The organism is Streptomyces sp. E11-3 (assembly GCF_046540415.1).
In the GTDB taxonomy this organism is placed as follows: domain Bacteria; phylum Actinomycetota; class Actinomycetes; order Streptomycetales; family Streptomycetaceae; genus Streptomyces.
The window spans coordinates 199,207-225,332 of record NZ_JAZGRL010000001.1; the positions used below are offsets into that span (position 1 = coordinate 199,207).

25 protein-coding genes are annotated in these 26,126 nt (G+C 70.0%); 14 read left to right on the top strand and 11 right to left on the bottom strand.

The features are described from left to right. Positions 1–57: 57 nt before the first annotated feature. Positions 58–963, bottom strand: coding sequence for a serine hydrolase (locus U9R90_RS00875; RefSeq protein WP_411054409.1), 906 nt, complete (start codon positions 961–963; stop codon positions 58–60). Further along, positions 960–1,856 (bottom strand): LysR family transcriptional regulator, encoded by an 897-nt coding sequence (locus U9R90_RS00880; protein WP_411054410.1) that lies wholly within the window; start codon positions 1,854–1,856, stop codon positions 960–962. Before U9R90_RS00880 ends, U9R90_RS00875 begins: the two co-directional genes overlap by 4 nt. A gap of 175 nt (positions 1,857–2,031) precedes the next feature. On the opposite strand from U9R90_RS00880, the gene bla reads away from it, so the two are divergent. Further along, positions 2,032–2,958: a class A beta-lactamase gene (gene bla / locus U9R90_RS00885; RefSeq protein WP_411054411.1), complete on the top strand. Its 927-nt coding sequence runs from the start codon at positions 2,032–2,034 to the stop codon at positions 2,956–2,958. A 241-nt stretch (positions 2,959–3,199) separates the two neighbouring features. On the opposite strand, the gene U9R90_RS00890 is transcribed toward bla, so the two are convergent. Further along, positions 3,200–5,476 (bottom strand): MMPL family transporter, encoded by a 2,277-nt coding sequence (locus tag U9R90_RS00890; RefSeq protein WP_411054412.1) that lies wholly within the window; start codon positions 5,474–5,476, stop codon positions 3,200–3,202. A gap of 263 nt (positions 5,477–5,739) precedes the next feature. Here U9R90_RS00890 and U9R90_RS00895 point away from each other — a divergent pair, with 263 nt between their 5' ends. The 3 genes from U9R90_RS00895 to U9R90_RS00905 all read left to right on the top strand — a co-directional run bounded on the left by U9R90_RS00895 (position 5,740) and on the right by U9R90_RS00905 (position 9,346). Beyond that, on the top strand, positions 5,740–7,578 hold the full coding sequence (locus U9R90_RS00895) for a glycoside hydrolase family 15 protein (protein ID WP_411054413.1): 1,839 nt from the start codon (positions 5,740–5,742) through the stop codon (positions 7,576–7,578). A gap of 204 nt (positions 7,579–7,782) precedes the next feature. Beyond that, positions 7,783–8,400, top strand: a complete 618-nt coding sequence (locus tag U9R90_RS00900) for an RNA polymerase sigma factor (RefSeq protein WP_411054414.1) — start codon at positions 7,783–7,785, stop codon at positions 8,398–8,400. Further along, complete coding sequence (locus tag U9R90_RS00905) at positions 8,393–9,346, top strand: CU044_5270 family protein (RefSeq protein ID WP_411054415.1); 954 nt, start codon at positions 8,393–8,395, stop codon at positions 9,344–9,346. The genes U9R90_RS00900 and U9R90_RS00905 overlap by 8 nt, the downstream gene beginning before the upstream one ends. A gap of 131 nt (positions 9,347–9,477) precedes the next feature. Here the strand turns inward: U9R90_RS00905 and U9R90_RS00910 are convergent, their stop codons facing one another. Continuing rightward, a complete protein-coding gene (locus tag U9R90_RS00910; protein ID WP_411054416.1) occupies positions 9,478–10,158 on the bottom strand; it encodes an NAD(P)-dependent oxidoreductase in 681 nt (226 codons plus the stop codon). A gap of 151 nt (positions 10,159–10,309) precedes the next feature. Here U9R90_RS00910 and U9R90_RS00915 point away from each other — a divergent pair, with 151 nt between their 5' ends. After that, the gene (locus U9R90_RS00915; RefSeq protein ID WP_411054417.1) at positions 10,310–10,903 is read left to right on the top strand and encodes a DinB family protein; all 594 of its coding nucleotides are present in this window, start codon (positions 10,310–10,312) and stop codon (positions 10,901–10,903) included. Positions 10,904–11,140: 237 nt separating this feature from the next. On the opposite strand, the gene U9R90_RS00920 is transcribed toward U9R90_RS00915, so the two are convergent. Then, entirely contained in the window at positions 11,141–11,638 is a 498-nt protein-coding gene (locus U9R90_RS00920; protein WP_411054418.1) for a peptidylprolyl isomerase, read from the bottom strand. Positions 11,639–12,126: 488 nt separating this feature from the next. On the opposite strand from U9R90_RS00920, the gene U9R90_RS00925 reads away from it, so the two are divergent. The 3 genes from U9R90_RS00925 to U9R90_RS00935 all read left to right on the top strand — a co-directional run bounded on the left by U9R90_RS00925 (position 12,127) and on the right by U9R90_RS00935 (position 14,613). Continuing rightward, positions 12,127–12,531 (top strand): hypothetical protein, encoded by a 405-nt coding sequence (locus U9R90_RS00925; protein WP_411054419.1) that lies wholly within the window; start codon positions 12,127–12,129, stop codon positions 12,529–12,531. A gap of 166 nt (positions 12,532–12,697) precedes the next feature. Then, positions 12,698–13,261, top strand: coding sequence for a cysteine hydrolase family protein (locus U9R90_RS00930; RefSeq protein ID WP_411054420.1), 564 nt, complete (start codon positions 12,698–12,700; stop codon positions 13,259–13,261). Between the two features lie 413 nt (positions 13,262–13,674). Continuing rightward, positions 13,675–14,613, top strand: a complete 939-nt coding sequence (locus tag U9R90_RS00935; RefSeq protein ID WP_411054421.1) for a TauD/TfdA dioxygenase family protein — start codon at positions 13,675–13,677, stop codon at positions 14,611–14,613. A 118-nt stretch (positions 14,614–14,731) separates the two neighbouring features. Here U9R90_RS00935 and U9R90_RS00940 read toward each other — a convergent pair whose 3' ends face one another. Beyond that, positions 14,732–15,700: an NADP-dependent oxidoreductase gene (locus U9R90_RS00940; protein WP_411054423.1), complete on the bottom strand. Its 969-nt coding sequence runs from the start codon at positions 15,698–15,700 to the stop codon at positions 14,732–14,734. A gap of 69 nt (positions 15,701–15,769) precedes the next feature. Between U9R90_RS00940 and U9R90_RS00945 the strand changes: the two genes are divergently transcribed. Beyond that, complete coding sequence (locus U9R90_RS00945; RefSeq protein ID WP_411054425.1) at positions 15,770–16,759, top strand: GlxA family transcriptional regulator; 990 nt, start codon at positions 15,770–15,772, stop codon at positions 16,757–16,759. A 64-nt stretch (positions 16,760–16,823) separates the two neighbouring features. On the opposite strand, the gene U9R90_RS00950 is transcribed toward U9R90_RS00945, so the two are convergent. Together U9R90_RS00950 and U9R90_RS00955 are read right to left on the bottom strand one after the other, a co-directional pair. Beyond that, positions 16,824–17,669 (bottom strand): PaaX family transcriptional regulator C-terminal domain-containing protein, encoded by an 846-nt coding sequence (locus U9R90_RS00950; protein WP_411057592.1) that lies wholly within the window; start codon positions 17,667–17,669, stop codon positions 16,824–16,826. A 107-nt stretch (positions 17,670–17,776) separates the two neighbouring features. Beyond that, complete coding sequence (locus tag U9R90_RS00955; RefSeq protein WP_411054426.1) at positions 17,777–19,201, bottom strand: alpha/beta hydrolase family protein; 1,425 nt, start codon at positions 19,199–19,201, stop codon at positions 17,777–17,779. A gap of 216 nt (positions 19,202–19,417) precedes the next feature. On the opposite strand from U9R90_RS00955, the gene U9R90_RS00960 reads away from it, so the two are divergent. From U9R90_RS00960 to U9R90_RS00980, 5 genes are all read left to right on the top strand, one after another. Further along, positions 19,418–20,398, top strand: coding sequence for an ABC transporter substrate-binding protein (locus U9R90_RS00960; protein WP_411054427.1), 981 nt, complete (start codon positions 19,418–19,420; stop codon positions 20,396–20,398). After that, positions 20,395–21,309 carry an ABC transporter permease gene (locus U9R90_RS00965; RefSeq protein WP_411054428.1) on the top strand — a complete coding sequence of 305 codons (915 nt, stop codon included), beginning with the start codon at positions 20,395–20,397 and terminating at the stop codon, positions 21,307–21,309. The genes U9R90_RS00960 and U9R90_RS00965 overlap by 4 nt, the downstream gene beginning before the upstream one ends. 4 nt (positions 21,310–21,313) lie before the next feature. Further along, a complete protein-coding gene (locus U9R90_RS00970; protein ID WP_411054429.1) occupies positions 21,314–22,096 on the top strand; it encodes an ABC transporter permease in 783 nt (260 codons plus the stop codon). A 48-nt stretch (positions 22,097–22,144) separates the two neighbouring features. Then, positions 22,145–22,978 carry an ABC transporter ATP-binding protein gene (locus U9R90_RS00975; protein ID WP_411054430.1) on the top strand — a complete coding sequence of 278 codons (834 nt, stop codon included), beginning with the start codon at positions 22,145–22,147 and terminating at the stop codon, positions 22,976–22,978. Between the two features lie 124 nt (positions 22,979–23,102). Further along, a complete protein-coding gene (locus tag U9R90_RS00980; protein ID WP_411057593.1) occupies positions 23,103–23,849 on the top strand; it encodes an IclR family transcriptional regulator C-terminal domain-containing protein in 747 nt (248 codons plus the stop codon). 46 nt (positions 23,850–23,895) lie between these two features. Here the strand turns inward: U9R90_RS00980 and U9R90_RS00985 are convergent, their stop codons facing one another. From U9R90_RS00985 to U9R90_RS00995, 3 genes are read right to left on the bottom strand one after another with little or no spacing between them, the layout of a single operon-like run. Next, the gene (locus U9R90_RS00985) at positions 23,896–24,864 is read right to left on the bottom strand and encodes a PDR/VanB family oxidoreductase (protein WP_411054431.1); all 969 of its coding nucleotides are present in this window, start codon (positions 24,862–24,864) and stop codon (positions 23,896–23,898) included. Continuing rightward, complete coding sequence (locus U9R90_RS00990; RefSeq protein ID WP_411054432.1) at positions 24,861–25,040, bottom strand: hypothetical protein; 180 nt, start codon at positions 25,038–25,040, stop codon at positions 24,861–24,863. Before U9R90_RS00990 ends, U9R90_RS00985 begins: the two co-directional genes overlap by 4 nt. Further along, positions 25,037–26,122, bottom strand: coding sequence for a Rieske 2Fe-2S domain-containing protein (locus U9R90_RS00995; protein WP_411054433.1), 1,086 nt, complete (start codon positions 26,120–26,122; stop codon positions 25,037–25,039). The genes U9R90_RS00990 and U9R90_RS00995 overlap by 4 nt, the downstream gene beginning before the upstream one ends. Positions 26,123–26,126: the final 4 nt, after the last annotated feature.

Sequence of the window (26,126 nt, forward strand, 5' to 3'; positions counted from 1 at the left end):
GCTGCCGGTGCCGGGCTGGGCGGCGAACACACCGCGCACGGCAGGTCGACGCCCGAGTCATGAGCACTGCCTCAGGTGATCAGTCAGCCTGCGGGCGGCCTGCGCCATAAGGATGTCGGCTCCTGGTTGTGTACCGGCGGGAACGCGTGACTCGGTGAGGACGGCGACAGCGAAGGCCTGACCGTCGCGGTGCTCGACGACACCGATCTCGTGCCGGAGGTTGAGAAGCGAACCGGTCTTGGACGACCAGCGCGTGGCGTCGGAGCTGAAGTCCGGGGCGAGCCGGTGCCGGAGCACGTTGTGGGCCATAAGGTCGCGCACGCGCGCGGCCACGTCGGGGTGGACCGGTGACGGTGTCCAGAGGGCTTGGAGCAGGTCGGCCCAGGCGCGTGCACTCCCGGTGTTGGCACGGGTGGTGTCGAGCTGCGGCACCCGGTGTCCACGGCCGACGGTGCCAGCGTCGATGGCGAGCGCATGGGGCAAGTGCGCCTCTGCGGCATCGAAGCGTTCCGCCGGGGTGTCGGTCAGTTCACGCATCGGGTGCCGAACGGCGATGCCGCGGAGGCCGAGCCCCTGGATGAGTTCAGCGACGTGGGCGGGCGGGGTGAGAGCGAACAGCGCGTCCGCGGCCGTTCCGTCGCTCACACTGGTGCTCAGGTAGAGCAGGTCGTCGACCGCGATCCGCACGGGGTGGCGGAAGCGACTCAGCCCGGTGGGGCCGGGCGTGGCGATGCGGCCCGGTTGCACGTCGAGCTTCTGCGCTCCGTCGATCTCGCCGCGCCGGATGCGCTCCGCCGTCGCCAGCGCGAGCGGGATCTTGATCAGGGATGCGGCAGGAAGCTCGGTGTCCGGCTCGATTCCCAGCTCGTCCCCGGTATGAAGGTCTCGTACGAGCAGACAGCCGCGCAGACCACCGTCATGCAGGTGTCGGCCCAGTTCGCGCAGCAGCGCCTCGATGCTCACGCCGTCGCTCCACCATGGGTACTGGGCCGGGGGTCGAGGCACGGGCCGATGGCATCGCCCAGACAGGCCCGCACGGCCTGCGGGTCCGCGTCCAGTGCGGCGGCGAAGGCGAATCCCCGGCTGAGCTCAGCCTCGCCGATGGGCCGCCAGTCGAGAGCGAGCTCCTCGGCCTGAGCAGCGGAGCACAACAGCAGATCGCGTGTGCACAGGACTTCCGCCGCGGCGGTCGGCAGGTCGGCCGCGACGACGAGCTGTGCGGGCTGCAGGCCAACCGCGTCGCGCAGCCGGGTCAGCGGGTTACGGATGTGTGGCACATCATCCTCAGGTTGGATCCAGACACGGCGGGGTGGCCCCGGGGAGGCTCGTCCGTTCCGCAGCGATTCAAGGTAGACGCGCTTCACGCCAGGCTCCTGGGTCCCGGCGAGCCCGAGCGGAACCGACCACGTCGCCTGGTCCACGGGTACCGCGAGTACTGCGGCCCGTACCTGTTGCGAGGACAGGAGGTCCCGTCGCTGCGCCGGTGCCGCGACGTGGAGTTGGAGCGTGACACCGTGTCCGCGCGCCTCGGCGACGAGGCGGGCTCGACCGGCCATGGAGCAGATGCCAGGCACCGCGAGACGCCATGGACCGCGCTTGGCCGCTTCTGCCTCGTGCAGCAGCACATCCGCCGCCTGCGTGAGCTGCCTGGCCGCGGGCAGGAGGTCCTGGCCGAACGGGGTGAGGACGACGCGCCGCGAGGTTCGCTCCAGCAGCTGCGCACCGAAGCGTTCCTCCAGGGCGGCGATGCGGCGGCTGGCCACCGACTGGGACATGCGGGCAGCGGCAGCCCCGACCGTGAAACTGCCGCGCTCACTCACGCTGACGAACGCGCGGCATGCTCCGACCAGATCCACAGCCCGGATTCTATGCCAGACCAGCATGGAACCGGGCATGAGCGCATTGGACGGTACGGACGCCCGCAGGTGAGGGTGAACCCGGCGCCGGTGACCGTGATCGGAACAGGGCCGCGTCATCCCATCCCCTTTCCCAAACGCGCCCCACGTGCGGGGCGTCCCGGAGGTTCGGACCATGCAGTACACCCGCACCCGGCGTGCCCTTCTCGGTGCGCTCGCCGTGCTCGCCGTCGCCCCGCTCACGGGCTGCGGCCAGGGCAGTGGCCCGGTCGCGTCACCTCCGTCCGCTGCCACGGCGGGCGCCAGTGCGGAGGCGGAACGGGCCACCGACGCCTTGAAGGAACTCGAGCGCGAGTTCGACGCACGGCTGGGGGTCTATGCCATCGACACCGGGACCGGACGCAAGGTGGCCTACCGGGACAACGAACGGTTCGCCTATGCCTCCACGTTCAAGGCGCTGGCCGCCGGTGCCGTACTCCGCCAGCGCTCCCCGAACAGCATGGACCAGGTGATCAAGTACTCCGGGAACGACCTGATCGCCCACTCCCCCGTGACCAAGAAACACGTGAAGACCGGGATGACCCTGCGCGAGCTGTGCGACGCGGCCGTCCGCTTCAGTGACAACACGGCGGCCAATCTGCTGCTTGACGCTCTGGGCGGACCCAAGGGCCTGGACTCCGCGCTTCGGGACCTGGGCGACGACGTCACCCAGGTAGAGCGCCGGGAGCCGGAACTGAACCAATGGGCCCCGGGCGCGACCAGGGATACGAGCACGCCCCGTGCGCTGGCCGGCGACCTGCGAGCGCTTGTGCTGGGCGACGCGCTCGGCGAGGCCGAACGGACGCAGCTTGCGAAGTGGCTACGGACCAACACCACCGGAGCGGAACTCATCAGGGCCGGGATGCCCAAGGGATGGGTGGTCGGCGACAAGACCGGAGGAGGAGGCGTCTACGCCGTCCGCAACGACATCGCGGTGGTATGGCCTGCCGATGCCGCTCCGATTGCCCTCGCGATCATGTCGAACCGCCGCAGCGAAGACGCCGACTACGACAACAAGCTGATCGCAGAGGCGGCGTCCGTGGTCGCCCGCGCGCTGTCGTAGGCGGAAGACGGGCACCGCGGCCGTCGATGGTCGCGCGGCCGAGGGGTGACCTGTGCCCGTCGTGGCGCACCACCCGGTGCGGGTGGCGAGGGATGTGTGCACTGACGCCAGCGCTCTTGTAGCAGCCGACCAGCCCCGGGCCCTGCCCTGTGCTCCATCCTGGCCAGACTGATCACAGGGGCGGCCACACTCCCAGCCCCCCTCCCCCGCGCATATCCTGCCCGGCCGTCACAGCGCCCCTTCAGTGCCCGGCGGCTTTGTCGGAGTCCTGCTCCAGCGCGCCCTCGCCCTCGGTGTCCAGATGTGGCAGCAGCCGGTCCAGCCAGCTTGGCGTCCACCAGGCGGACTTGCCGAGCAGGGTCATCACGGCGGGCACCAGCAGCAGCCGGACGACCGTGGCGTCGATGAGCACGCTGGCGGCCAGGCCCAGGCCCAGCATCTTGACCACGATGTTGTCCGAGACGATGAACGCCGCGAACACACTCACCATGATCAGAGCCGCGCAGGTGATCACCCGGGCGGTGATCTCCAGCGCATGGGCCACGCTGGCCTTGGGATCCCCGGTGCGTAGCCACGCCTCACGGACCCGGGAGAGCAGGAAGATCTCGTAGTCCATGCTCAGGCCGAAGACGATGGCGAACATCATCATCGGTACGTAGCTCTCGATCGGCACCTTGCCGGAGACGCCGAGCGCGGGGCCGCCCCAGCCCCACTGGAACACGGCGACAACCACCCCGTAGGAGGCGGCGATCGAGAGCACGTTGAGCACGGCCGCCTTCACCGCGACCAGCAGGCCGCGGAAGACGATCAGGATGACGAGGAAGGCCAGGGCCACCACCACGGCGATGATCAGCGGCAGTCGGCTGGAGACGATGTCAAGGAAGTCCACCTGGGCGGCCGTTGTGCCGGTGACGTAACCGTGCGCCTGGGTGCCCGCGGTCGCCTGGGGCAGCACGTCGTCGACCAGGTGGCCGGTGAGTTCGGTGGTCTTCTCGTCCTGCGGGGCGGCCGCCGAGTACGCCGTGCCGATGAGCACGTCGCCGTCCGATGTGGGGCGCAGCGCGGTGATGGACGCCGCGTCGGGGACGTCGGTCAGGGCTTGCTGGAGTTTGGTGGCCAGGGCCGACCGGTCGTCGGCGGGTACCGCGCTCTGGTCGACGACCAGTGTCAGGGGGCCGTTGGCCCCCGGCCCGAAGGCCGTGGCGATGAGGTCGTAGGCGCGGCGGTCGGTGAAGGACTTGGGGTCGGCGCCGTCGCCGATGTGGCCGAGCTGGATGGAGAACACCGGGAGCGCCAGGATCACCAGGGTGACGACTCCGCCCGCCAGGAACCGCCAGGGGCGCCGCTCCACGCGCTGGGCGTACCGGTGCCAGGTGCCGTGGGCCGGGGCGCCGGGCTCGGCGTCGGTCTCGGCGACCGGCTTGCGTACGTGGTACTTGTCGATGCGGTGTCCGACCGCGCCCAGCATCGCCGGGACCAGTGTGAGGGCGGCGAGCACAGCGGTGATCGCGGTGAAGGCGGCGGCCAGTCCCAGTTTGCCGATGAAGGTGACCCCTGAGACCCACAGGCCGGACAGGGCGATGATGACCGTACAGCCGGAGACCAGCACGGCCCGGCCGCTGGTGGTGGTGGCCAGCCCCGCGGAGTCGGCGGGGTCGTGGCCGTTCATGAGGTTCTGGCGGTGACGGGTGATCAGGAACAGTGCGTAGTCGATGCCGACACCGAGGCCGATCATGGTGGCGAGGGTGGGCGAGACCGTGCCGAAGGTGAACGCGGCGGAGATCAGGCCCAGCAGAGCCAGTCCGACGATCGCCCCCATCAGGGCGGTGACGAGTGGCGTGACGGCGCCGATGATGCTGCCGAAGCCGACCAGCAGGACCACGATGGCCACGGCGAAGCCGATGGCCTCGCTGCTGCGGTCGTCGGCGTGCGGCCGGGCCAGCTCGCCGAGCGAGCCGCCGTACTCGACGGTGACACCCGCGTCACGTAGGGGCTCCACGGCGGCGTCCACCCCGGACAGGTAGTCGTCACCGAGGGTGGAGGGTGGCACGCTGAACCGGATGGTGATGTACGCGGTCTTGCCGTCGGTGGACAGCGGGCCGGTGTTGGGCACCCCGGCCGGAGGCGCGGGCGGCGTGGTTCCGGCGGGTGGCAGCGGGTTCTGGACACTGAGGACGTCGGGCAGCTTCTGCAGGCTCGCCACGGCCGAGGACACCTGGGAGGCGTCCTCGGTGAGCGGCCCGGAGGGCTTGTTCAGGACGATCTGGGCGCCGTAGCCGCCTGCGGAGGGCTCGTGTGCCTTGAGTACCTCCAGGCCCTCGGCCGACTGGACGCCGGGCAGGGAGAAGTTGTCGGAGAACTGGCCGCCGACGGCCCGGTCGGTGATCTGCAGACCGGCTACGGCGGCCAGCCACAGCACGATGACGGCCACGAAGTGGCGGGCGCACCAGTGTCCCAGCCGGTACAGCGCGCCCTGGTCCGGTGCGCGCCTGCCCGTGTCCAGCCTTGCAGCGTTCATGTCCTGTTGCCGTCTCTGGGTGCGAATTCCCCTGAGTTGAATTGAAGGCCGTCTGCCGGGATCCGGCACCTTGGGGCATCAAGTTTCCCGCCGGTACCGTCTTTGACCTGTACGGATGTCCTCGCTGGGGGCGCGGCGCGGAGGTCTGCGGGGCCGGGGGCCGACGCGGGTGCGTGGCTCCCGCGAGCCGAGGCCCCCCGATTGCCTGATAGTGGGAGGGATGTGCCCTCAGCTGAAGCCGAGGACCCCGCGCCGGGAGAGTGATGGAGCGCTATCCCCTCATCGCCGACCATGGGCTGGTGGGCGACCTGCAGACGGCCGCCCTTGTCTCCAACGAGGGCGTGGTCGACTGGTTCGCCGCGCCACGCTTCGACTCGCCCGGCATCTTCTCCGCACTGCTGGACCACGACCAGGGCGGCTACTTCCGGCTCTCCGTGGACGGGCCGGACGTGACGGTGAAGCAGCTGTACTACCCGGACACCGCGATCCTGGTCACCCGGTTCATGTCGCCGGACGGCGTAGGCGAGCTGATGGACTGGATGCCGCCCGACCGGACCGGCCGGCCCACCGGCCAGCACACTCTGATGCGGGTCATACGCTGTATGCGCGGGTCGGTCCGTTTCACCCTGGAGTGCCGGCCGCGCTTCGACTTCGGCCGGGTGCGGCATGAGGTGCGCCTCGACGGCCGCACCGCACAGTTCCGGGCGCCGGGCATCTGCGGCTTCCTGCAGACCAGTATCCCGCTGGAGCGGGACGGGCCGTACGACATGCGGGGCAGCCTGACCCTGACCGAAGGTGGCCTGGCCGGCGCCTCCTTCACCGTGACCGGTCCGGACGCGGCGGCGCCGCCGCTGCCGGACGTGGCTGCCGTGGAGCGTGGGCTCTGGGACACGGTGGACTTCTGGCAGACCTGGGTGCGCACCGCGCGCTACCGGGGCCGCTGGCCGGACATGGTGCACCGGTCGGCCATCACCCTGAAGCTGCTGACCTACCTGCCGACCGGCGCACCGATCGCCGCCGCCACGCTCGGGCTGCCCGAACTGATCGGCGGGGAACGCAACTGGGACTACCGGTACACCTGGATCCGCGACGGGTCCCTGTCAGTGCGGGCCCTGCTGGACCTGGGCTTCATGGAGGAGGCCGCCGCCTTCACCAGCTGGCTCACCGAACGAGTCTCCGAGCGGGCCACCGGGCCGTCCGCGGGCACCTCACCGCTGCAGATCATGTACCGGGTGGACGGGAACCCGTGGCTGCCGGAGGAGGTGCTGGACCACTTCGAGGGCTACCGCGGCTCCTTCCCCGTACGGGTCGGCAACGCGGCGGTGGACCAGGTGCAACTCGACACCTACGGCGAGGCGCTGTACGCGCTCGCCCAGGGCCGGGGCCTGAACACCCGCCCCACTTACCGCGGCTGGCAGGCGGTGGCCTCGCTGCTCGACTGGCTGGCCGTGTCCTGGGACCGTCCGGACGACGGGATCTGGGAGACCCGCGGCGGGCGGCAGGACTTCACCTACAGCCGGGTGATGTCCTGGGTGGCCTTCGACCGCGGGCTGCAGCTGGCGCAGGAGTTCGGGCGGCCCGCCGCCCTGGACACCTGGCGGGCCGCCCGGGACGAAATCTTCGAACAGGTCATGGACCGCGGTTGGAGCGAGCAGCGCAAGGCCCTGGTCCAGCACTACGGCAGCGATGTGCTCGACGCCTCACTGCTGCTCATCCCCCGGGTGGGGCTGCTGAACCCGACCGACCCGACCTGGCTCAGCACCCTCGACGCCATCGACCACGACCTGGTCAAGGACAATCTGGTGTACCGCTACGACCCCGCCGCCTCACCCGACGGACTTCGCGGCGCCGAGGGCACGTTCAGCCTCTGCACCTTCCTGTACGTCGATGCGCTGGCCCGGGCCGGGCGGGTACGCCGGGCCCGGTTCTCCTTCGAGAAGATGCTCACCTATGCCAACCATGTCGGGCTGTTCGCCGAGGAGATCGGCCCGAGCGGCGAACAACTGGGCAATTTCCCACAGGCCTTCACACATCTGTCTCTCATCATGGCCGCGACCACGCTGGACGAAGCGATCGACGAGATGACCAGACGGGCAGCGTGAGTGCGGCGCCCGGACGCGTGGTGAGGTCGGGCCGGTGGCCTCAGCCAGGTGTGGATCCGGGCCGCTGGGGCCTCGCGTTCACGTTCGTCCAGTGCTGGGTCGACGTCGTACCCAGGGCTGCGAGGGAACTCGCCGGGGGCGACGGGCGAAGGAGAGATGAAAGCCCAAGCCTTCGAAGCGTTCCCCAGGACGAGAGGAGCCCCGATGACCGTCGAACCAGGCGTCCGCACGGGGGCGGAGAGCGATGCCTCGGTCATTTCGCGGTCCCGGGATGAGCCCGAGGCATTCGCCGTGCTCTTCGACCGGCACGCGGATGCGGTACACCGTTATCTGGCCCGTAGGCTCGGCGGCGAGCCGGCCGACGACCTCATGGCGGAGACCTTCACCACTGCTTTCCAGCAGCGGCACCGGTACGACCCCGCGCGGGCCACGGGCGACGACGCCCGGCCCTGGCTGTTCGGCATAGCGACCAACCTGGTCGGCCGGCACCGGCGGGCCGAGGCCCGCCGGTTCAAGGCCATGGCCCGCATCCCGGCGCCCGCCGACCATGCGGAGCCGCTGGCCGACCGGGCCGCGGCCCGGGTGGGGGCACAGGCCGTACGCCGCGAGCTGGCGGCGGCACTGGCCGCGCTGCCGGCCCGGCACCGGGACGTGCTGCTGCTGGTGGCGTGGGGCGGTCTCGGCTACGAGGAGGTGGCCCAGGCCCTCGGTGTCCCCATCGGCACGGTCAGATCACGGCTGCACCGGGCTCGCAGCAAGCTACGCGAAGCGTTGGGCGGATCCGATCCGACGACACTGCGAGAGGCATCCGGCCATGACTGACGAACTCGAACTCCTGCGGGACTGGGACGCGGACGCGACCCCGCTCACCGAACCGGCGCGGGCGCAGGCCCGTCACCGACTGCTCAACACGATCGCGCACGCGGAGCGGCACCCCGGCGCCGCCCTCAGCCGCCGCCGCGCACTGCGCCTCGCGACCGCCGCGGTGGTCGCCACGGCGGTGACGGGGACGGCGGTGCTGATCACCGCGGACGAGAGCGCGAACGCCCCACGGATGGTCAACGCCCGCGCCGCCAAGGTGCTGAACGCCGCGGCGGCGTGGGAGAGCAAGCACGAGAAGCCCGTGGAGCCGCGCGATGACCAGTTCATCTACTGGAAGCGGATCATCACGGAGACGGACGACACCGGCAAGGTCAAGACCTTCGTGGACGAGATGTGGAACTCGGTGGACGGCTCCAAACGCTCCTTGACCATGGAGCGCGGCAACGTGTTCTGGGAGGAACCCTTGAAGAAGGGTCATGGCGTGTGGCCACCCCAGAAGTGGAGCTTGCTGGAGAAGCTCCCCACCGACCCGGAGAAGCTGCTCCTGGTCATGACCGGGGACCGGACCCCGCCCGAGTCGATCAGCGATCTCGGAGACGACCGCTGGTGGAGCCTTGCGTTCACCCTCACCGCACTGCTCAAACACCCGGTGCTGCCGGAGGGGCTACGCCCGGCGGCGTACGAGGCGCTGGCGCTGATTCCGGACATGAAGGCGGTCCCGGGGATGAAGGACGCGCGGGGGCGGACCGGCGTGGGGATCGCGTACACGAAGAGCCCGCCCGGGGAACCGAAGCAGAAGCCCGGACAGGAGCAGTACGCCATCTTCGACGCACGGACGTACGAATACCTGGGCTTCCGGGATACCTGCGACGCCGGCAAGGAATGTGTCCAGCGGTCGTACGTGGCGGACTGGGCGATCGTCGACCGCTTGAAGCAGCGCCCGTAGGCCCCCTGGTACTCCAGCAGGGTGGACTCGAACCCCCGCAGGCGCACCCGCCCGGGCGAGGGAGACCGGTCTGGGTGCTTGCGGGGCCGGTCATCCATCCCGGCCGGGCACTCTCGTCACCGGACGGTCGGTCAGCCCTCGGCCGCGAGTGCCGAGGGTGTCCGGCAGCCCACGATGGCGGGGGCCTCGTGGACCAGGCTTTCGTCCGTCAGCGCCTCGACCATGAAGAGCGCGAAGTCGACGCGGCGGGTGATGTTGCTCTTGAGTGCGGGATCGCCGACGTGGAGGCGCCAGATGGGCAGGCCCTGGCTCTCGCCCTCCTCCAAGTCGCTGCCCCGTACGACGGTCCACCGGGTGGCGCTGCTGAACACCCTTCTGCACGCCTCCACTTGGTCGTTGACGTCGATCAGGCGGAGGAGCCGGGCGAGGGGCCCGACCACCGCGGCGAACGCCCTCAGCCGCCAGTGGTAGACGTCCTTCCCGTCACGCGTGATGTGCCACCCGCACGAGAAGACCAGCCGTGCCCCCTTCGGCGCGAAGTCGAGTACGGCCTGGGCCGTTCCCGTCGCGTACTGGTGGACGCCCCAGGGGACCAGGACGGTGAGCACCCCGTCGCAGCCCTGGACCGCCCGCCGGATGACTTCGCGGTCGTCAGTGGCCCCCGGTACGACCGTGATGCGGCCGGTGAACGCGTCGAGCTTGGGCACGCTGCGCTCCCGGCAGACCCCGACGACCTCGTAGCCCCGGTCGAGGGCGTGCTGGACCATGTACCGCCCCAGCTTGCCCGACGCCCCGACGATGCAGACCTTCATACGGCTTCCTTTCGGTAGCGGCGTCCGGTGGTGACGCCCTCGCCCAGCAGCCCCCTCGTCAGGCCCAGCTCGCCCAGGCCACGGGCGCCAGCCCCGACCTGGACCGTACGCCACGACCAACCACCTCAACCTCGAGTGGCAGACTGGCCCCATGGCCTCACCGGATCCCAAGGCTGACGTGCACTTCTACCTGCAGTCCGCCCGCGACGCCCTGCTGTGGAAACTGGAGGGGCTCTCGGAGTACGACATCCGCCGCCCGCTGACACCGACCGGCACCAACCTGTTGGGCCTGGTGAAACACGCGGCCAGCGTGGAACTGGGCTACCTCGGCGACACCTTCGCACGGCCGTCCGGCGAGCCGCTGCCCTGGATCGAAGACGGTGCTGAGCCCAACGCGGACATGTGGGCCACCGCCGACGAGTCACGTGAGTACATCGTGGGGCTCTACCGCCGGGCGTGGGCGCACGCGGACGCGACGATCGACGCGCTGGCGCTGGACACGGTCGGCCGGGTGCCGTGGTGGCCAAGCGGCAAGGACGAGGTGACGCTGCATCATGCCGCGGTGCGCGTGATCGCCGATACGCACCGGCACGCCGGGCACGCCGACATCATCCGGGAACTCATAGACGGTGCCGTGGGGATGAACGAGGCCAACGACAGCATGCCGCCGGGCGACGCGGCGTGGTGGGAGAACCATCGAAGCCGACTTGAGCGAGCAGCTCAGGAAGCCGACCGAGACATGTAACGTCGGATCGAGCTGGGGTCAGATCGTTTGAGCCGGGACACCCCCGGGACAGCCGCGGGACAACCGCGGGACAACCGCTGAGGCCGAAGCGGACAGCGGTGGGCCACCGTTTCCGGAGGCCTCACACACTGCCCGCCACGATCACCGCGCAGAACCGCCGTGGAGGCCGCCGGCTCCTGCCCGCGTGCCTCCACGCCGGCCCGCGGCCCCCCACGCCTCGAAACCGGGGTGTTTGCGTTACTGGCCGTCGACGACGCCGGACTTCGCGATCTTGATGGCTGCCTTGGTGGTGCCGTTGCGGGAGCCCTGGCCCTCGATGGTCTTCACCACGTCCATGCCCTCGACGACCTCGCCGAAGACGACGTGCTTGCCGTCCAGCCAGTCGGTGACGATGGTGGTGATGAAGAACTGCGAACCGTTGGTGTTGGGACCGGCGTTGGCCATCGACAGCAGGCCCGGCTTGGTGTGCTTCAGCTGGAAGTTCTCATCCGCGAACTTCTCGCCGTAGATGCTCTTGCCGCCGGTGCCGTTGCCCCGGGTGAAGTCGCCGCCCTGCAGCATGAAGTCAGGGATGACCCGGTGGAAACCGGAGCCCTCGTAGCCGAAGCCGTGCTCGCCCGTGGCCAGCTCACGGAAGTTCTTGGCGGTCTTGGGGACCACGTCGTCGTACAGCTTGAAGACGATCCGCCCCGCGGGCTCGTCGTTGATGGTGATGTCGAAGAACACGTTACTCATGGACCTATCCTCACATCCCTCGCTCAGAAACACACACCGCCCACCCCACCTGACACTCACACGACCAGCACATCGACTCGAGCAGGCGAGCGACCACGCCCCATGTCCGGTGCGGGCGAGGTTGCGGCGGGGGTGTTAGGCGCGGCGGGCCAGGACGTGGGCGCGGCGGGTTTCGGCTTCGTGGGGGTGGTGGGTGCGTTCCATGTGCGTCTCAACGCTGCGGCGTACGGAGTTGTGATGCGTCTGATCCCCCATACGGGTCAGCATGCCTGCTCGGCCCCGTCCAAGGTCAGCGCGAAGACCTCGGCCGGGCCGGTGACGTCGAGGGGGTCCACATCGGGGAACACCGCACGGACATGCGGCTGCGCGTTCGGCTGAGGCCTCCGAAGCCCGATCGTGGCGCCCCGGCTTCCGCCCCTGGGCTGTGGTGAACCGCCGCTCGACCAGGCCGAATGGGGCCTGTGCGGGCGCTGCTAGATTCGTCCGCCATGCGACGCTCACGTGAGTACGACTACAGATTCCGCGACCGGGCCACTCGGATACGCGCCTGGGGCATCGGTTTGCTGTCCGTGGCGGCGTTGCTGTGGACCTGGTGTGCCGTGTTGCTGCTCACCCCCTACGAGGCCGACAGGAAGCCCGACGACCGCTATCCCCGGCAGTGTGAATCACGGTTGTTCACGGATCGGAGTACGGCCAACGAGGGTCTGTACAGGGGGGATTGGTGTGAGAACGAGCGCGACTGGCCGGAGGCCCTGGCCGTGCTCGCGCTGTCCGTGCCGATGTCGGCCGCTGGCGTGGCGCTGTTCACGAGCGGCACGGTGGCCCGCCAGATGAGCGCCCACGCCGAGGTGATGCGCGACCTGGACAAACTCACCGACGCGCCGAAGGCGTAGTACCGAGCGCGGCAGCGCTTAGTGCTACGGGGTGTCGGCACACGGTCGGCGTTCGGCAACGTCAGGCCGCGTCCCCCTGATGAGGATCTCCGAACCGCCCACCGCAGCTCGCTTGGTCCCCCAGACTTGCTCGTGTTTCCCGGTGAAGGATGAAGGGGCGGCGGGCATGGCGAACAGCGCACTCCTCGTGATGGACGTCCAACGGCACATGGTGGACGTCGCCGACGACGGTTCCGGATATCTGCCGCGCCTGCGCAGGGCGATCGACGGTGCCCGCGCGGCGGGCATCCCCGTGATCTACGTGGTCATCGGGTGGCGGCCGGGTCATCCAGACGTCAGCACGCGCAACAGGCCGCTCACCACGGCCGTGCGGGCCGGCCTGTTCACCGAGGGCGACTCCGGCACCGAGATCCACCACGACGTCACGCCCCAGCCGGACGACATCGTGGTCACCAAGAGGCGCGGGAGCGCGTTCTCGGGCAGCGACCTCGACCTGGTCCTCCGGGCTCGCGGTATCGACCGTCTTGTTCTCACCGGCATCGCCACCAGTGGCGTGGTGCTGTACACGCTGTGCCAGGCCACCGACCTGGACTTCGACCTCACCGTCCTGGCGGACGCCTGCCTCGACACCGACGCCGAGGTGCACCGGGTCCTTACCGAGAAGCTGTTCCCGCAGTGGGCGGACGTCGTTGCCGTCGAGGACTGGCTCGAAGCCGTCGCCCCGCGCTAGGGGGAAGCTTCGGTCAGGTCGCTCGCCTGCTGCCGTTCCGGCGCCACCTGGCCGTGAGCGCCGCTCGCGTACCGGCGCCCCGTTGACAGGGCCGGTTGGGGACTCACACAATCGTCGGCATGACCGGGTATTGGTTCGACACGACGAGGGCGCTACGCGTCCCGGATCGGACCGGTTGCGAGCGCTCCGGCCGCTAGCGGGGCTGCCGCCGAGCCGTGTGCTCGCCGTGCGCCGCAGCCCAGGCCGTGCCGGTCTTCTTCCTTCTTGATGGCCTCTTCCTTCCTGAGGGTCTCTTCCAGGGGGTCTCTTCCTTCCTGAGGTCCGGATGACTTCCGGTACACGTCCACACCGCATCACTGGACTCCTCCGTTCGCGGCACGCGAGGGCATGCGACGTACGAGGAGAGGGATTCGATGACTGTCGTGAACGCCGGGCTGCCGCCCACACTGCGGGAAGCCCGGGTGCCAGAGGGCGGGATGTACGAGGGCGTACGTGTGCTGCGCCGTCTGCCCGAGGGGTGGGAGGAGCGCCCGTACGAGCATGTCGAGGTCGTGCCGCAGGGGCGCACGATCGGGGCCGAGATACGGGGCCTCAGTCTGGCGCGGCCGTTGGGACACGCGCTGCGGGAGGAGTTGAACCGCGCGCTGCTGGAGTGGAAGGTGCTCTTCTTCCGTGATCAGCGGCTGACCTCCCCGCAGCAGCGTGACTTCGCCCGGCAGTGGGGGGAGTTGGAGACCAACCCGCTGCTCGCACGGGGTTCCAGCGAGGACGTCGTGCGCTTCGACAAGGGTGACGGCGCAGTGCCCACCTTCGAGAACGTCTGGCACGCCGACGTGACCTTCCGGGAGCGGCCCGCGCTGGGCGCCGTACTTCAGCTGCACGAGGTCCCGCCCTTCGGTGGGGACACCATGTGGGCGGACATGGCCGCCGCCTACGACAATCTGCCGCAGGAGGTGAAGGACCGCATCGACGGGGCCACCGCCGTGCACGACTTCATCCCCGGCTTCGCCCGCTTCTATCCGCCCGAGCGGCTCCTACCGCTCCAGTCCGCCTTCCCGCCCGTGGAGCATCCGGTGGTGCGCACCCACCCGGAGACGGGGCGGCGGCTGCTCTTCGTCAACACCTCGTTCACCACCCGGATCACCGGGATGGAGCGCGAGGAGAGCGATCGGCTGCTGCGTTACCTCACGCAGCAGGCCCATGTGCCGGAGTACCAGGTGCGGTTCCGGTGGCAATCGGGCGATGTCGCGTTCTGGGACAACCGTGCCACCCAGCACTACGCGGTGAACGACTACGCGCCGCACCGTCGGGTGGCGGAGCGAGTCGCCATCGCGGGTGATCGGCCGTTCTGACGCCTCGCCGCCGCGCCGGGTGATTCGCCCGGCGGTGTCAGAGACTCGGCACCGGCACCGGCACCGGCACCGGCGTCTGCCGCGGGCGCCGGGCCGGGCGATGGGGCCGAGCGACGCCTCACGCCTCGGTGGATGCCCCGTCCACGAGCAGGACGATCTTGCCGGTGGTGCGGTCGGTCTCGCCCAGGGCGTGGGCCTTGGCGGCGTCGGCTAGGGGGAAGACCGCCTCGACGTGGGCGCGCAGGGATCCGGCCACCGCGAGGTCGGCGATCGCGTTCATACCCGTGTGGTCGGCTTCCACGAGGAGGGTTTCCACGCGTACGCCCCGTTCGGTGGCCTTCGCCGCCTCGTCCGGGTCCGTACCCGGAAGGAGGGAGACGAGGACGCCGCCGGGGCGCAGGACCTGAAGGGAGCGGGCGCGAGTGTCACCGGAGATCGGGTCGAGGACCATGTCGATGTCGCGGGCGACATCCCGGAAGTCGGTGGTCCGGTAGTCGATGACCTCGTCCGCGCCGAGGGAGCGGACGAAGTCGTGCTTGGGGGCGCTCGCGGTGCCGATGACGTACGCGCCACGGGACTTGGCGATCTGGACGGCGAGGTGGCCGACGCCGCCGGCGGCCGCGTGGACGAGAACCCGCTGCCCTGGGGTGACCTCCGCTGTGTCGACGAGCGCCTGGTACGCGGTGAGCGCCGCGAGCGGCAGAGCGCCGGCCTGGACGTGGTCGATCCCGGCGGGCTTGTGGGCGAAGGCACGGGCGGGTGCGGTCACGTACTCGGCGTGCGATCCGACGCCGTACGGGTAGGGCAGCATGCCGAAGACCTCGTCGCCGGGCTTGAAGAGGGTGACGCCGTAGCCGACCGCCTCGACGACGCCGGACACGTCCCAGCCGAGGACGAGCGGCAGGCGGTCCAGGAAGAGTCGGCGCGAACGGTGCTTCCAGTCGGTGGGATTGAGCCCGGCCGCCTTGACGGCGACCAGGATCTGGCTCGGGCCCGGCGTCGGCTGGGGAAGCTCGACCTCCTTGAGCACGTCGGGCGTTCCGTGGGTGTCCTGGCTGATGGCACGCATGGTGGCGTTGTTGGTCATGCTCTCAGCGTCGCGGAGGGTCTCGCCGCGTACCATGGCATGATTGCCATCTTTCGACAGGATCGTGCCATGACGCATCGCGCTCACCGTGTCGTCGTTCTCGCCCTGGACGGGGTGTACCCCTTCGAGCTCGGCATCGCGAGTCGTGTCCTCGGCTCCGCTGAGGGCCGGTATGAGGTCCTGACCTGCTCCGTCGACGGCCTGCCTGTACGGACCAACGCCGATTTCTCGGTCACTGTCGAGCACGGCCCCGAGGCCCTGCGTACCGCCGAGACCGTCGTCATCCCGCCCTACGATCCGGCGCGTCTTGCCCGCGAGGTGCCGAGGGAGATCCGGGCGGTGCTCGCCTCGATCCCCTCGGGGACTCGCATCGTGTCCATCTGTACGGGGGCCTTCCTGCTCGCCGGGGCCGGGCTCCTCGATGGCCGCCCCGCCACGACCCACTGGTCCCTCGCGGACATTTTCCGCTCCTGGTTTCCGCGGGTGGCGCTCGACCCGGACGTGCTCTTCGTCGACGACGGGGACGTACTGACATCGGCCGGGGCCGCCTCGGGGGTGGACGTCTGCCTGCACCTCGTACGCAAGGACCACGGCGCCGCCGTTGCCAACCGGGTGGCGCGCGCTTGCGTCGTGCCGCCGTGGCGGGACGGCGGGCAGGCCCAGTACATCGAACAGCCCGTACCCGAGGCCACGGCGAACGGGACCTCGGACACCAGGCAGTGGGCGCTGGAGAACCTGCATGAGCCGCTCACCCTGCGCGAACTCGCCGACCACGCCCGGATGAGTCTGCGGACCTTCGCCCGCCGTTTCAACGAGGAGGTCGGCATCAGTCCGGGTCGCTGGCTGATCCAGCAGCGGGTGGCCCGCGCCCGGCAGCTGCTGGAGTCCACCGATCTGCCCGTGGACGACATCGCCGGCCACGTCGGCTTCGCCACGGGCACCTCGCTGCGCCAGCATCTGCACGCCGCCATCGGGGTCTCCCCGCTGGCCTACCGGCGCACCTTCCGAGGTCAGGTGGCCAAACCCGGCGCGGCGGCCCCGGACGCAGCGCCGCTGTGAGCATCGGCGCAGGCCGGAGCCGACACCGGTTCGCACTCACCATGGCGGTGGCAGCACCTTGCTGTCAGGGGGTTTGGGGAGACGTGGTCTGAAGGAGTTCGGCTGCCATCTGGCGGGCGGGGGCTTCGGTGTGTTCCGCGATGTGGTGGAAGGTCCGTTGCGCCGTGCGTGCGGGCCAGTCGGCGGGCAGGTGGGGGGCGGGAAGCCGCGGGTCGGTGCGGATGATGCCGAGCCATTCGCTGATCAGGCGCAGGCGGGTCCCGATCGGGTCCCCGGAGCAGGTGCCGAGGTGGGCGGTCCAGCGCTTGTCGAAGGAGGCGTAGCGGGCCGCGATGCTCGCCAGGTCCCAGGTGTCGCGGATCATCACATCGATGTCGGTGGCGGCGTCGGCGCTGGCGTGGAAGACCTTGACGTGGGCGGCCAGGCCGAGTTCGGAGACGATGCCGGAGACCTCGACGTCGCCGGGGGCGATCCACAGTCCGCTGTACAGGGGGCCGAATCCGGACCAGGTGAGCCGTGAGCGCAGGTCGTGCCGTTGGCGCTGCCAGGACTCGGGCAGGGAGAAACCGAAGAGCGTCCAGGTGCCGTCCCAGTCCTCGTTGACGGCACTGTCCTCCCAGAGCCGTTTCCCTCCGTCCTGAAGGATGCGCGTCGCCTCCGCGGTCAGGCCGAAGTACATGCGGCGCCCCTGCCGCAGGCGTTGCAGCAGACCCCGGTTGACCATGCGGGTGAGGGTGGAGCGGACGGCCTGCTCCCCGACTCCGGCGCGGGCGAGGACGGCGATGATGCTGCCCGAGTACACGTACAGAGGGCCCTCGTCCATGACGTAGTCGCCGAAGAAGGCAAGCAGGAGCGACTGGGGGCGCAGCTGCGGTCCGTCCAGGGAGTCTGTGAGGGCCTGCGCGTTCACGTCGTTCAACTCGTTCGCGTCGTCCACGTGGTTCACGTCGTTCGCGTCGTTCACGTTGGCAAGGGTACGGTCGTCCGTTGAGGGCTCGGCGGGCGGCGGCGGGGTGGTCACCTGCGGTGTCGGTCAGCCGGGTGGGCCAGGTCGTAGGGGCGCGGGTAGGGCGTCGGCCGGTAGGACACATAGCGTGCCGGTGCGGTGGAATCGGCCTTGGCTGCGCGGGCGTTGAGGGCGCGTGGGTCGGTGCCCCGCCAGCGACCGGTGGTGACGCGGTCCTCCAGGGTGTGCAGGGCGGCGGCCAGCTCGGCGCGGCTGAAGGAGCAGTGCCCGGCGTTCTCGACGTACGCCTGGCGCAGCAGGCGTGAGGAGCCTGCCGCGGTGACCGCCCGGCGGTGGGCGTTCTCGGCCTGTACGGGGATCAGGGCGTCGCCTGTGGTGTGGATGTCCAGTTGCGGCTTGGTCAGTCGGCCGGTGAAGGAGCTGGTCCGGGCCATGCGTGCGACGGCGCCGGCGTCGGCGCTGATCCGCGGGGCCCGGTTCAGGCTGGTGAGGTCGGCTGTGAGGGACAGGCCGGCCTTGGCGTAGAGCTCGCTGACCTCCTTGTGGAGGGGAGAGCGGCCGAGCATCGCGGCGTAGTCCACCTTGGTGTTCCAGGACATGTTGCCGCCGACCCGGTCTTCGGCCTCCTGCCGCCAGTTGAAGGCGGGCCAGGCGATGAGGCCCATGACAGCCTGGTACTGGTTGGCTTGCTGGGCGTCCCAGTCGGTCGCTCCGGGACGGGGCTGGGCGGGGTCGTTCCAGCCGGGGATGTTGTGCAGGGCGGCGGCCAGGGCGATACGGGCCCGGCCCTCGGCCGTCCCCTGTGCCCCGCTGACGACTGCGCTCATGGCGTTCGCCGCGTCGGCGGCCGCGGCCTCGCTCTCCAGACCGGTCAGGGGGATGGCGGAGCCGGGGGCGAGCAGGGTCTTGAGGGCGAAGACCGGGTCCAGGGTGTTGTTCCAGTTGGCGACGCCTCCCTGGAGCAGACCGCAGGTGGACAGTGAGCCGTCGATACGGTCCGCGTGGCGTTCGGCGATGGCGGTCGTGACGAGGCCGCCGTAGGAGGTGCCCCAGGCGATGGTGCGGCGGGCGGGCCCGAACCGGCCGGTGAACGAGTCGAGGGTGGCGAGCTGATCGGGCACGGCGTCGGTCACCGCCCAGCCGGTGGTCGCGTACGAGGAGCCGATGAGCGCGTATCCCCGGTCCAGCAGCAGCGTCTTCGTGGCGTCGTCGGGGGCGTTCATCGCGGGGTTGGTGGGGGCGTTGGACGGGCGGTAGCCGTGGCTGTAGAGCAGGACGGTGCCGTTCCATCGGGCCGGAACGTCCATCAGATACGTCGCACCGGACGGCAGGCTGCCCTCGAGATGGGTGTCGGTGCCGGTGCCGGCGGCCTGGGCGGTCGGGGCGAGGGGTGCGGCCAGCAGCAAGGCCGCCACACAGGCGAGCGAACGGCTGCGGGTGTGAGTGCGGGTGCGAGTGCGAGTGCGGGACTTCACGCGGCGGACTCCTTGTGTGGCGGTGCCTCGGCCGGTCGGGTACGGGTGCGACATCGCGAAGGTAGGCGCAGCCTTGACTGCCGTCAACAAAATGCACAAAGTTCGACGCAGCCCGTTGACGGCCCCACAGCAGCGCCCTAGCGTCACCGCCAACTCGTGCGAATAACGCGCCTCTGTGCGCTATGCGCACATCTTCGTCCCCGTCAGGAGGGGCCCATGCACAGGCGCGTTCTCGGGCTTGCCATAGCGGTGTTGACGGTCGCCGGCGCGGCCGGATGCGGATCGTCCTCGTCCTCTGCGAGCGGTGGCTCACCCTCCTCGGGGGCGGGTGGGTCCACGCAGGTCACCGTCGGAATCATCCCCATCGTCGATGTGGCACCGCTCTATCTGGGGCAGCAGAAGGGATTCTTCAAAAATCGCGGCATCGACCTGAAGATGGAAAGCGCCCAGGGGGGTGCGGCGATCATTCCGGGCGTGCTGAACGGGCAGTTCCAGGTCGGGTTCAGCAATGTCACCTCGTTGATGCTCGCCCAGACCAAGGGCGTGCCGATCAAGTCCGTGGCCAACGGCGCGGCCACCACCGGAAACACCGAAACCGACGTCAGCGGCGTGGCCGTCAAGAAGGACAGCCCGATCAAGTCGGCCAAGGAACTCAGCGGGCAGACAGTGGCGGTGAACACCCTGCAGAACATCGGGGACACCACGGTCCGTGAATCCGTACGCAAGGCCGGCGGCGACCCTACGAAGATCAAGTTTGTGGAGATGGCCTTCGACCAGATGCCGGCCGCCCTGGACGGCGGTCAGGTGGACGCCGCGTGGATGGGCGAACCGGCGCTGACGATCGCCAAGTCCCAGGGCGCCCGCGTCGTGGCGTCGCCGTTCGCCGAGACCGACCCGAAGCTCACTCTGGCCACCTACTTCGCCTCCACCAAGCTGATCCAGGAGAAGCCGGACCTGGTGAAGAAGTTCACCGAGGCGATGTCCGAGTCGCTGGAGTACGCCGCCGAACACCCGGACGAGGCACGCGAGATGCTCACCACGTACACCAAGATCAGCGGTGATGTGCTGAAGGACCTGACGCTGCCCACGTGGCCGACGGTTGTCGACATGGCCTCCGTGGAGAAGCTGGCCTCTCTCGGTGAGAAGGACGGCATCTTCGGTGGCAGGAAGCCGGACCTGGACGCGCTGTTCTCATGACACGCTCCGAGATCACTGTTGTGTCGAGGCAGGCCGCAGGGACCGGCACCCAAGCCAGCGGGCCCGGCCACGGCGGACAACGCCCCGGCAGCCCGGGGCACAGCGGCCCGGGTCACGGCGGCTCCCGCGCCCGGCGCGGCCTGGGCGCCGCCGCGACCCCGCTGCGCGGGCTGGCCGGACTGGCAGGGCTGCTGGCGCTGTGGGAAGTACTGCCGCACACCGGTCTGGTGTCCGCCGACTACCTCCCCCCGGCCTCGGAGAGCTTCCGTGCCCTGGGGCGGATGCTCGCCGAGGACGCGTTCTGGACCGCGCTCGGCAACACTCTGACGGGGTGGGGACTGGGGCTGGCCATCGCCGTCGCGGCGGGCGTGGTGGCCGGTGTCGTGATCGGCTCCACGCCCGTGCTGCGGGCGCTGACCGCCTCCACCATCGAGTTCCTGCGGCCGATCCCCTCCGTGGCCCTGATCCCGGTGGCGGTGCTGCTCTACGGCACCGACCTGCGCTCGAAGCTGCTGCTCGTCGTGTACGCCTCCTTCTGGCAGGTGCTCGTCCAGGTGCTGGCCGGCATGCACGACGTCGACCCGGTCGCCGACGACACCGCCCGCAGCTATCTGCTGGGCCGCTGGGGCCGGGTGCGGTATGTCATGTGGCCCACCGCGCTGCCGTACGTGATGACCGGCGTACGGCTGGCCGCCACCGTGGCGCTGGTCCTGACGATCACCGCCGAACTCGTGATCGGCTCGCCAGGGCTCGGCCGCGAACTCGCCGTCGCCCAGACCTCCGGCGCCGTGCCGCAGGTCTACGCCCTGGTCCTGGTCACCGGGCTGCTCGGAGTCGCGATCAACCTGGTGGCCCGGACGGTTGAGCGGCGGGCGCTGCACTGGCACCCGTCGATGCGTGGGGAGGCGTAGTCGGATGACTGTTCGCACCGTGGCTCGGCGGGTCCTGCTGGTTCTGGGACTGCCCGCGGTCCTGTTCGCCGTGTGGTGGTTCGCCACCGCCGACAGCACCAGCTTCTACGTCCCGCCCCTGTCCAGCATCCTGACCGCCTTCGCGGACACCTGGACGGCCGACCGGCTGCTGTCGGACGTCGTTCCCAGCCTGCTCCGGCTCACCGCGGGCCTTCTCCTCGCCGTGGCCATCGGGGTCGGACTGGGCCTCGCGGTCGGGATGAACCGCGTCGTACGGGATGTCCTGGAGCCCGTCCTGGAACTCTTCCGGGCCATCCCGCCACCCGTACTCGTACCGGTGATCATGCTCTTCGCGGGCATCGGCGACACGATGAAAGTGCTCGTCATCGTCAGCGGCTGCGTCTGGCCGATCCTCCTCAACACGGTGGAAGGCGTCCGCGCCGTCGACGAGGTACTCAGTGACACCTGCCGCTCCTACGGCATCGGCGGGCCCGCACGGCTGTGGCATCTGGTGCTGCGCTCGGCGAGCCCGCAGATCGTCACGGGCATGCGGCAGGCCCTGTCGATCGGGATCATCCTCATGGTCATCAGCGAGATGTTCGCCGCCAGCAACGGGTTGGGCTTCACCATCGTGCAGTTCCAGCGTTCTTTCGCCATCCCCGAGATGTGGAGCGGTGTCCTGCTGCTCGGCCTGCTCGGATTCGCCCTCTCACTCCTCTTCCGCCTCGCCGAGAACCGGGTGCTGGCCTGGTACCACGGCCTGCGCCGCGCCCAGCGCGACCTCTGACGCCGCGCGCACCTCTGACGCCGCGCAACCTCTGACAAGGAGACGTCGATGCTCGACGTACGAGACCTGCAGAAGATCTACACCGGTCGGCACCGCAACGTCGAAGCGCTGCGCGGCCTCTCCTTCCACATCGGCGCCGGCGAACTCGTATGCCTGGTCGGCCCGTCGGGCTGCGGCAAGACCACACTGCTCAAGTGCATGGCCGGGCTGCTCGCCCCCACCCGGGGAGACATCCGCCTGGAGGGCCGCCCGGTCGGCGGGCCCCCGCCCGGCATGGCGGTGGTGTTCCAGGAGTACGGCCGATCCCTGTTCGCCTGGATGAACGTACGCGACAACGTCGCCCTGCCCTTGCGCCGCAAGAAGCTCGGCAAGGCCCGCGAGAAGCAACTGGTGGACCACGCCCTGGAGGTGGTCGGCCTCGCCGACGCCTACCACGCCTACCCCTGGCAGCTCTCCGGAGGGATGCAGCAGCGCGTCGCCATCGCCCGCGCCGTCGCCTTCGAACCGAAGGTCCTGCTCATGGACGAGCCCTTCGCGGCGGTCGACGCGCAGACCCGCGCCGAACTGGAGGACCTCATCCGGCGCCTGTGGCACGAGCTGGGCGTCACCGTCCTTTTCGTCACCCACGACATCGACGAAGCCGTCTACCTCGGCCAGCGCACCATCATCCTGTCGAAGTCACCGACCGTCGTCCTGGAGGACCTGACCATCGATCTCCCTGACGAGCGCGACCAGTTGCACACGCGCTCCGGCACACGCTTCGCCGAGCTGCGCGCCCACGTCTACGAACAGATCCAGCGCGCCAAACACCACAGCGCCGACACGGGCGCCCCCTCCCCCGCCCAGGAACACGGGCCGGCCCTCCAGAAGACCGAGTCCTGAGGTGCCGCCGGGCACAGGACCCGCCGTGCGCGGGGACGACCACGGGCGTGGGGACGACCACGAGCGCGGGGACGATCAAGAGCACGGCGACGACACCGGGCACAGCCGGTATTTCGTACGGTCCCTGGAACGCGGCCTCGCCGTGATCCGGGCCTTCACCGCCGACACACCGGAGATGACCCTCTCGGACGCCGCCAGGGCCACCGGCATGGACCGCGCCGCCGTCCGGCGCTTCCTGCTGACCCTCACCGACCTGGGATACGTGACCGCCGACGGTCGGCACTTCCGGCTCACGCCCCGGATCCTGGAACTGGGGTACGCCTACCTGTCGAGTCTGACCCTCGCGCAGATCGCCGCACCACACCTGGAACACCTGGTCGCCGAGGTCCACGAGTCGTCGTCGGTGGCGGTGCTCGACGGCGAGGACGTGGTGTATGTGAGCCGCGTGCCGACACAGCGGATCATGACGGTGTCCATCAGCATCGGGACCCGGTTCCCCGCCTATGCCACCTCCCTTGGCCGGGTCCTGCTCGCCCATCTGGACGACGGCCGGTTGCGGCACTACCTGGACACCGTCTCCCCGGCCCCGCTGACTTCCCGCACGCTCACGTCCGCAAAGACGCTCGCCGCCGAGCTGGAGCGGGTACGGGCGCAGGGCTGGTGCCTGGTGGACCAGGAGCTGGAACAGGGGCTGACCGCGGTCGCCGCACCCATCCGCAGCGACTCCCGGCAGGTGGTGGCCGCTGTCAACCTCTCCACACACGCCGGCAGGCGCACCCCGGATGCGATCCACCGCGAACTCCTGCCACCGCTGCTTGCCACTGCCGCCCGTATCGAGGCCGAACTGAAGGTCACCTCGCCGGGCTTGTGAACCGGGCCGCCGCTGAACCGCAGCGGCCCGTCCTGCTGCCGGGCCTTCAGAGGTCGAGGACCAGTCGCGGCCCCCGGCAGCGGGACACGCAGATCATCATCGTCTCGTGGGCCGCCTGTTCCTCGGCGGTGAGAAGCGAGTCACGGTGGTCCGCCTCGCCCTCCAGGATGTCGGTCTCGCAGGTGCCGCAGGTGCCCTGCGTACAGGAGGAGAGCACCTGGACCCCGGCGGCTTCGACGGTCTGCAGGATGCTGCGATGTGGCGGCACGGTGAGTGTCAGCCCGGACTTTCGCAGCTCCAACTCGAAGGAGCTGGACGGTGTTTGGGGATCGATGTCCTTGGCCTGGAATCGCTCGACGTGCAGGGTGCCTGCGGGCCAGGTGCGGCAGCGTTCCTCGACCGCGGTCAGCAGTGGGGGTGGGCCGCAGCAGTAGACGAGTGTGCCGGGCTCGGGATCCGCGAGGTGGGCGGCGAGGTCCAGTAGTCCGGTCTCGTCCTCGGGCGCGATGTGGACCTTGCTGCCGTACGCGACGCCCAGCCGCTGCGCGAAGGCCATCGAGGTGCGGGTGCGCCCGCCGTACAGCAAAGTCCACTTGGCGCCCGCTGTCTCGGCCGCGCGCAGCATCGGCAGGATGGGGGTGATGCCGATGCCGCCTGCGATGAACAGGTACCGGGGCGCGGGGGCGAGGGCGAAGTTGTTGCGCGGGCCCCGGATCCGTACCGGTGTGCCCTCGGTGAGCTTGTCGTGGACGTACGCCGAACCTCCGCGGCCTGCGGGCTCGCGAAGCACGGCGATCCGCCAGGCCGTGCGGTCGCCGGGGTGGCCGCACAGGGAGTACTGCCGGACCATCCCGTCGGCGAGGTCGAGGGCGAGGTCGATGTGCGCGCCCGGTTTCCAGGTGGGGAGTTCCTCACCCGCGGGGTGACGCAGTGTCAGGGAGATGACTCCGTCGGCCTCTTCGGCGCGTGCGGTGACGACGAGTTCGCTCTCGTACTCCCCCGGCCGGGAGCTCATGGTCGCTCCTTTTCGTGACCCCTGGGGTGGGCGAGCATCCAGTCCCACAGCTCGATCGGGTCCGGGGCGTCGTGTTCGGCGCCGCAGTGGCAGACGCCGTGCAGGAGGTCGGTGCCCGGGACCCAGTCGATGCGGTAGACCTCGGCGCTGGGCGCCCTGCTCGTCGTGACGCTCATCGGGCGGCGGTCGGGATGGGGGTGGGCCTGGACCGCTCGCCTTCGGCGGCGAGGCGGGCGAGGATGCGGCGGGCGGCGAGGCCGCCGGTGTCGATGTTGATGCTCAGCTCCTGGTAGCCATCGGGCTCGGTATCCAGCGCCTTCTGGAGCAGGTTGAGCGCGTCGACGTCCTGCAGGACGACCTCGCGGTTGAAGTCGTGCAGGAAGGTGGACATCTCCTCGTCGCCCAGGCCGAAATCGCGGGAGACCGCCCAGAAGTCGTACACGTGGTGGTCGGTGGACGGGGTGATGGCATAGGTGATCTCGACGTGGAAGGCGTCCGGGTCGGTGCCGTCGGGGCGTGGCAGCACGCCGACCGGGGCGACCCGGCTGTGCAGCAGGTACAGACAGGGGGCGTGGTACTCGATGTCCTGCCAGCGGGTGATGCGGCCGTCGATGCCGGTGGAGCGGGCGTAGAAGGGCGGACAGGCGGCGTCCTCCATGTGCCGGCTGACCCGTACGATCCCGGCGCCTTCGTCGACCTCGGTGGTGATCGGGGTGTCGGCCACCTCCGGTGTGCCGATGTAGCCGCCGTGCAGGTACGTCTCGTGGGAGAGGTCCAGCAGGTTGTCCACGAGCAGTCCGTAGTGGGCGTCGATGGGTTCCATGCCGCCGACGGTCGTCCAGTGGGGGTCGGCCAGGTGGCGGGCGCGCGGGATGGCGGCCGGGTCGGCGAGCGCGGGGTCCCCGATCCACACCCAGACGAAGGAGTCCTGCTCCACCACGGGATAGGAGGTGACGCGCGCGGTGCGGGGAACGCGCTTCTGGCCGGGCACGAACACGCAGGTACCGGTGGTGTCATAGGTGAAGCCGTGGTAGCCGCAGACCACCTTGTGGCCGTCCAGGCGACTGGCCGACAGCGGGAATCGGCGGTGTACGCAGCGGTCGGCGAGCGCGATGACCTCGCCGCCCGCCCCGGTGTCATCGCCCTCGGTGCGGTAGAGGGCGATCGGCTCGTTCAGGATCGTCCGTGCCAGCAGTTCCCGGCCGACCTCGCGGCCGTAGGCGGCGACGTACCACTGGTTCCTTGGCCATACGGTCATGGCG

Excerpts from the sequence above, each read along its gene's own strand:
- bla (WP_411054411.1), top strand. The coding sequence starts at position 2,032 with ATGCAGTACACCCGCACCCGGCGTGCCCTTCTCGGTGCGCTCGCCGTG.
- U9R90_RS00890 (WP_411054412.1), bottom strand. The coding sequence starts at position 5,476 with ATGAACGCTGCAAGGCTGGACACGGGCAGGCGCGCACCGGACCAGGGC.
- U9R90_RS00895 (WP_411054413.1), top strand. The coding sequence starts at position 5,740 with ATGGAGCGCTATCCCCTCATCGCCGACCATGGGCTGGTGGGCGACCTG.
- U9R90_RS00900 (WP_411054414.1), top strand. The coding sequence starts at position 7,783 with ATGACCGTCGAACCAGGCGTCCGCACGGGGGCGGAGAGCGATGCCTCG.
- U9R90_RS00905 (WP_411054415.1), top strand. The coding sequence starts at position 8,393 with ATGACTGACGAACTCGAACTCCTGCGGGACTGGGACGCGGACGCGACC.
- U9R90_RS00910 (WP_411054416.1), bottom strand. The coding sequence starts at position 10,158 with ATGAAGGTCTGCATCGTCGGGGCGTCGGGCAAGCTGGGGCGGTACATG.
- U9R90_RS00915 (WP_411054417.1), top strand. The coding sequence starts at position 10,310 with ATGGCCTCACCGGATCCCAAGGCTGACGTGCACTTCTACCTGCAGTCC.
- U9R90_RS00920 (WP_411054418.1), bottom strand. The coding sequence starts at position 11,638 with ATGAGTAACGTGTTCTTCGACATCACCATCAACGACGAGCCCGCGGGG.
- U9R90_RS00925 (WP_411054419.1), top strand. The coding sequence starts at position 12,127 with ATGCGACGCTCACGTGAGTACGACTACAGATTCCGCGACCGGGCCACT.
- U9R90_RS00930 (WP_411054420.1), top strand. The coding sequence starts at position 12,698 with ATGGCGAACAGCGCACTCCTCGTGATGGACGTCCAACGGCACATGGTG.
- U9R90_RS00935 (WP_411054421.1), top strand. The coding sequence starts at position 13,675 with ATGACTGTCGTGAACGCCGGGCTGCCGCCCACACTGCGGGAAGCCCGG.
- U9R90_RS00940 (WP_411054423.1), bottom strand. The coding sequence starts at position 15,700 with ATGACCAACAACGCCACCATGCGTGCCATCAGCCAGGACACCCACGGA.
- U9R90_RS00945 (WP_411054425.1), top strand. The coding sequence starts at position 15,770 with ATGACGCATCGCGCTCACCGTGTCGTCGTTCTCGCCCTGGACGGGGTG.
- U9R90_RS00960 (WP_411054427.1), top strand. The coding sequence starts at position 19,418 with ATGCACAGGCGCGTTCTCGGGCTTGCCATAGCGGTGTTGACGGTCGCC.
- U9R90_RS00965 (WP_411054428.1), top strand. The coding sequence starts at position 20,395 with ATGACACGCTCCGAGATCACTGTTGTGTCGAGGCAGGCCGCAGGGACC.
- U9R90_RS00970 (WP_411054429.1), top strand. The coding sequence starts at position 21,314 with ATGACTGTTCGCACCGTGGCTCGGCGGGTCCTGCTGGTTCTGGGACTG.
- U9R90_RS00975 (WP_411054430.1), top strand. The coding sequence starts at position 22,145 with ATGCTCGACGTACGAGACCTGCAGAAGATCTACACCGGTCGGCACCGC.
- U9R90_RS00985 (WP_411054431.1), bottom strand. The coding sequence starts at position 24,864 with ATGAGCTCCCGGCCGGGGGAGTACGAGAGCGAACTCGTCGTCACCGCA.
- U9R90_RS00990 (WP_411054432.1), bottom strand. The coding sequence starts at position 25,040 with ATGAGCGTCACGACGAGCAGGGCGCCCAGCGCCGAGGTCTACCGCATC.
- U9R90_RS00995 (WP_411054433.1), bottom strand. The coding sequence starts at position 26,122 with ATGACCGTATGGCCAAGGAACCAGTGGTACGTCGCCGCCTACGGCCGC.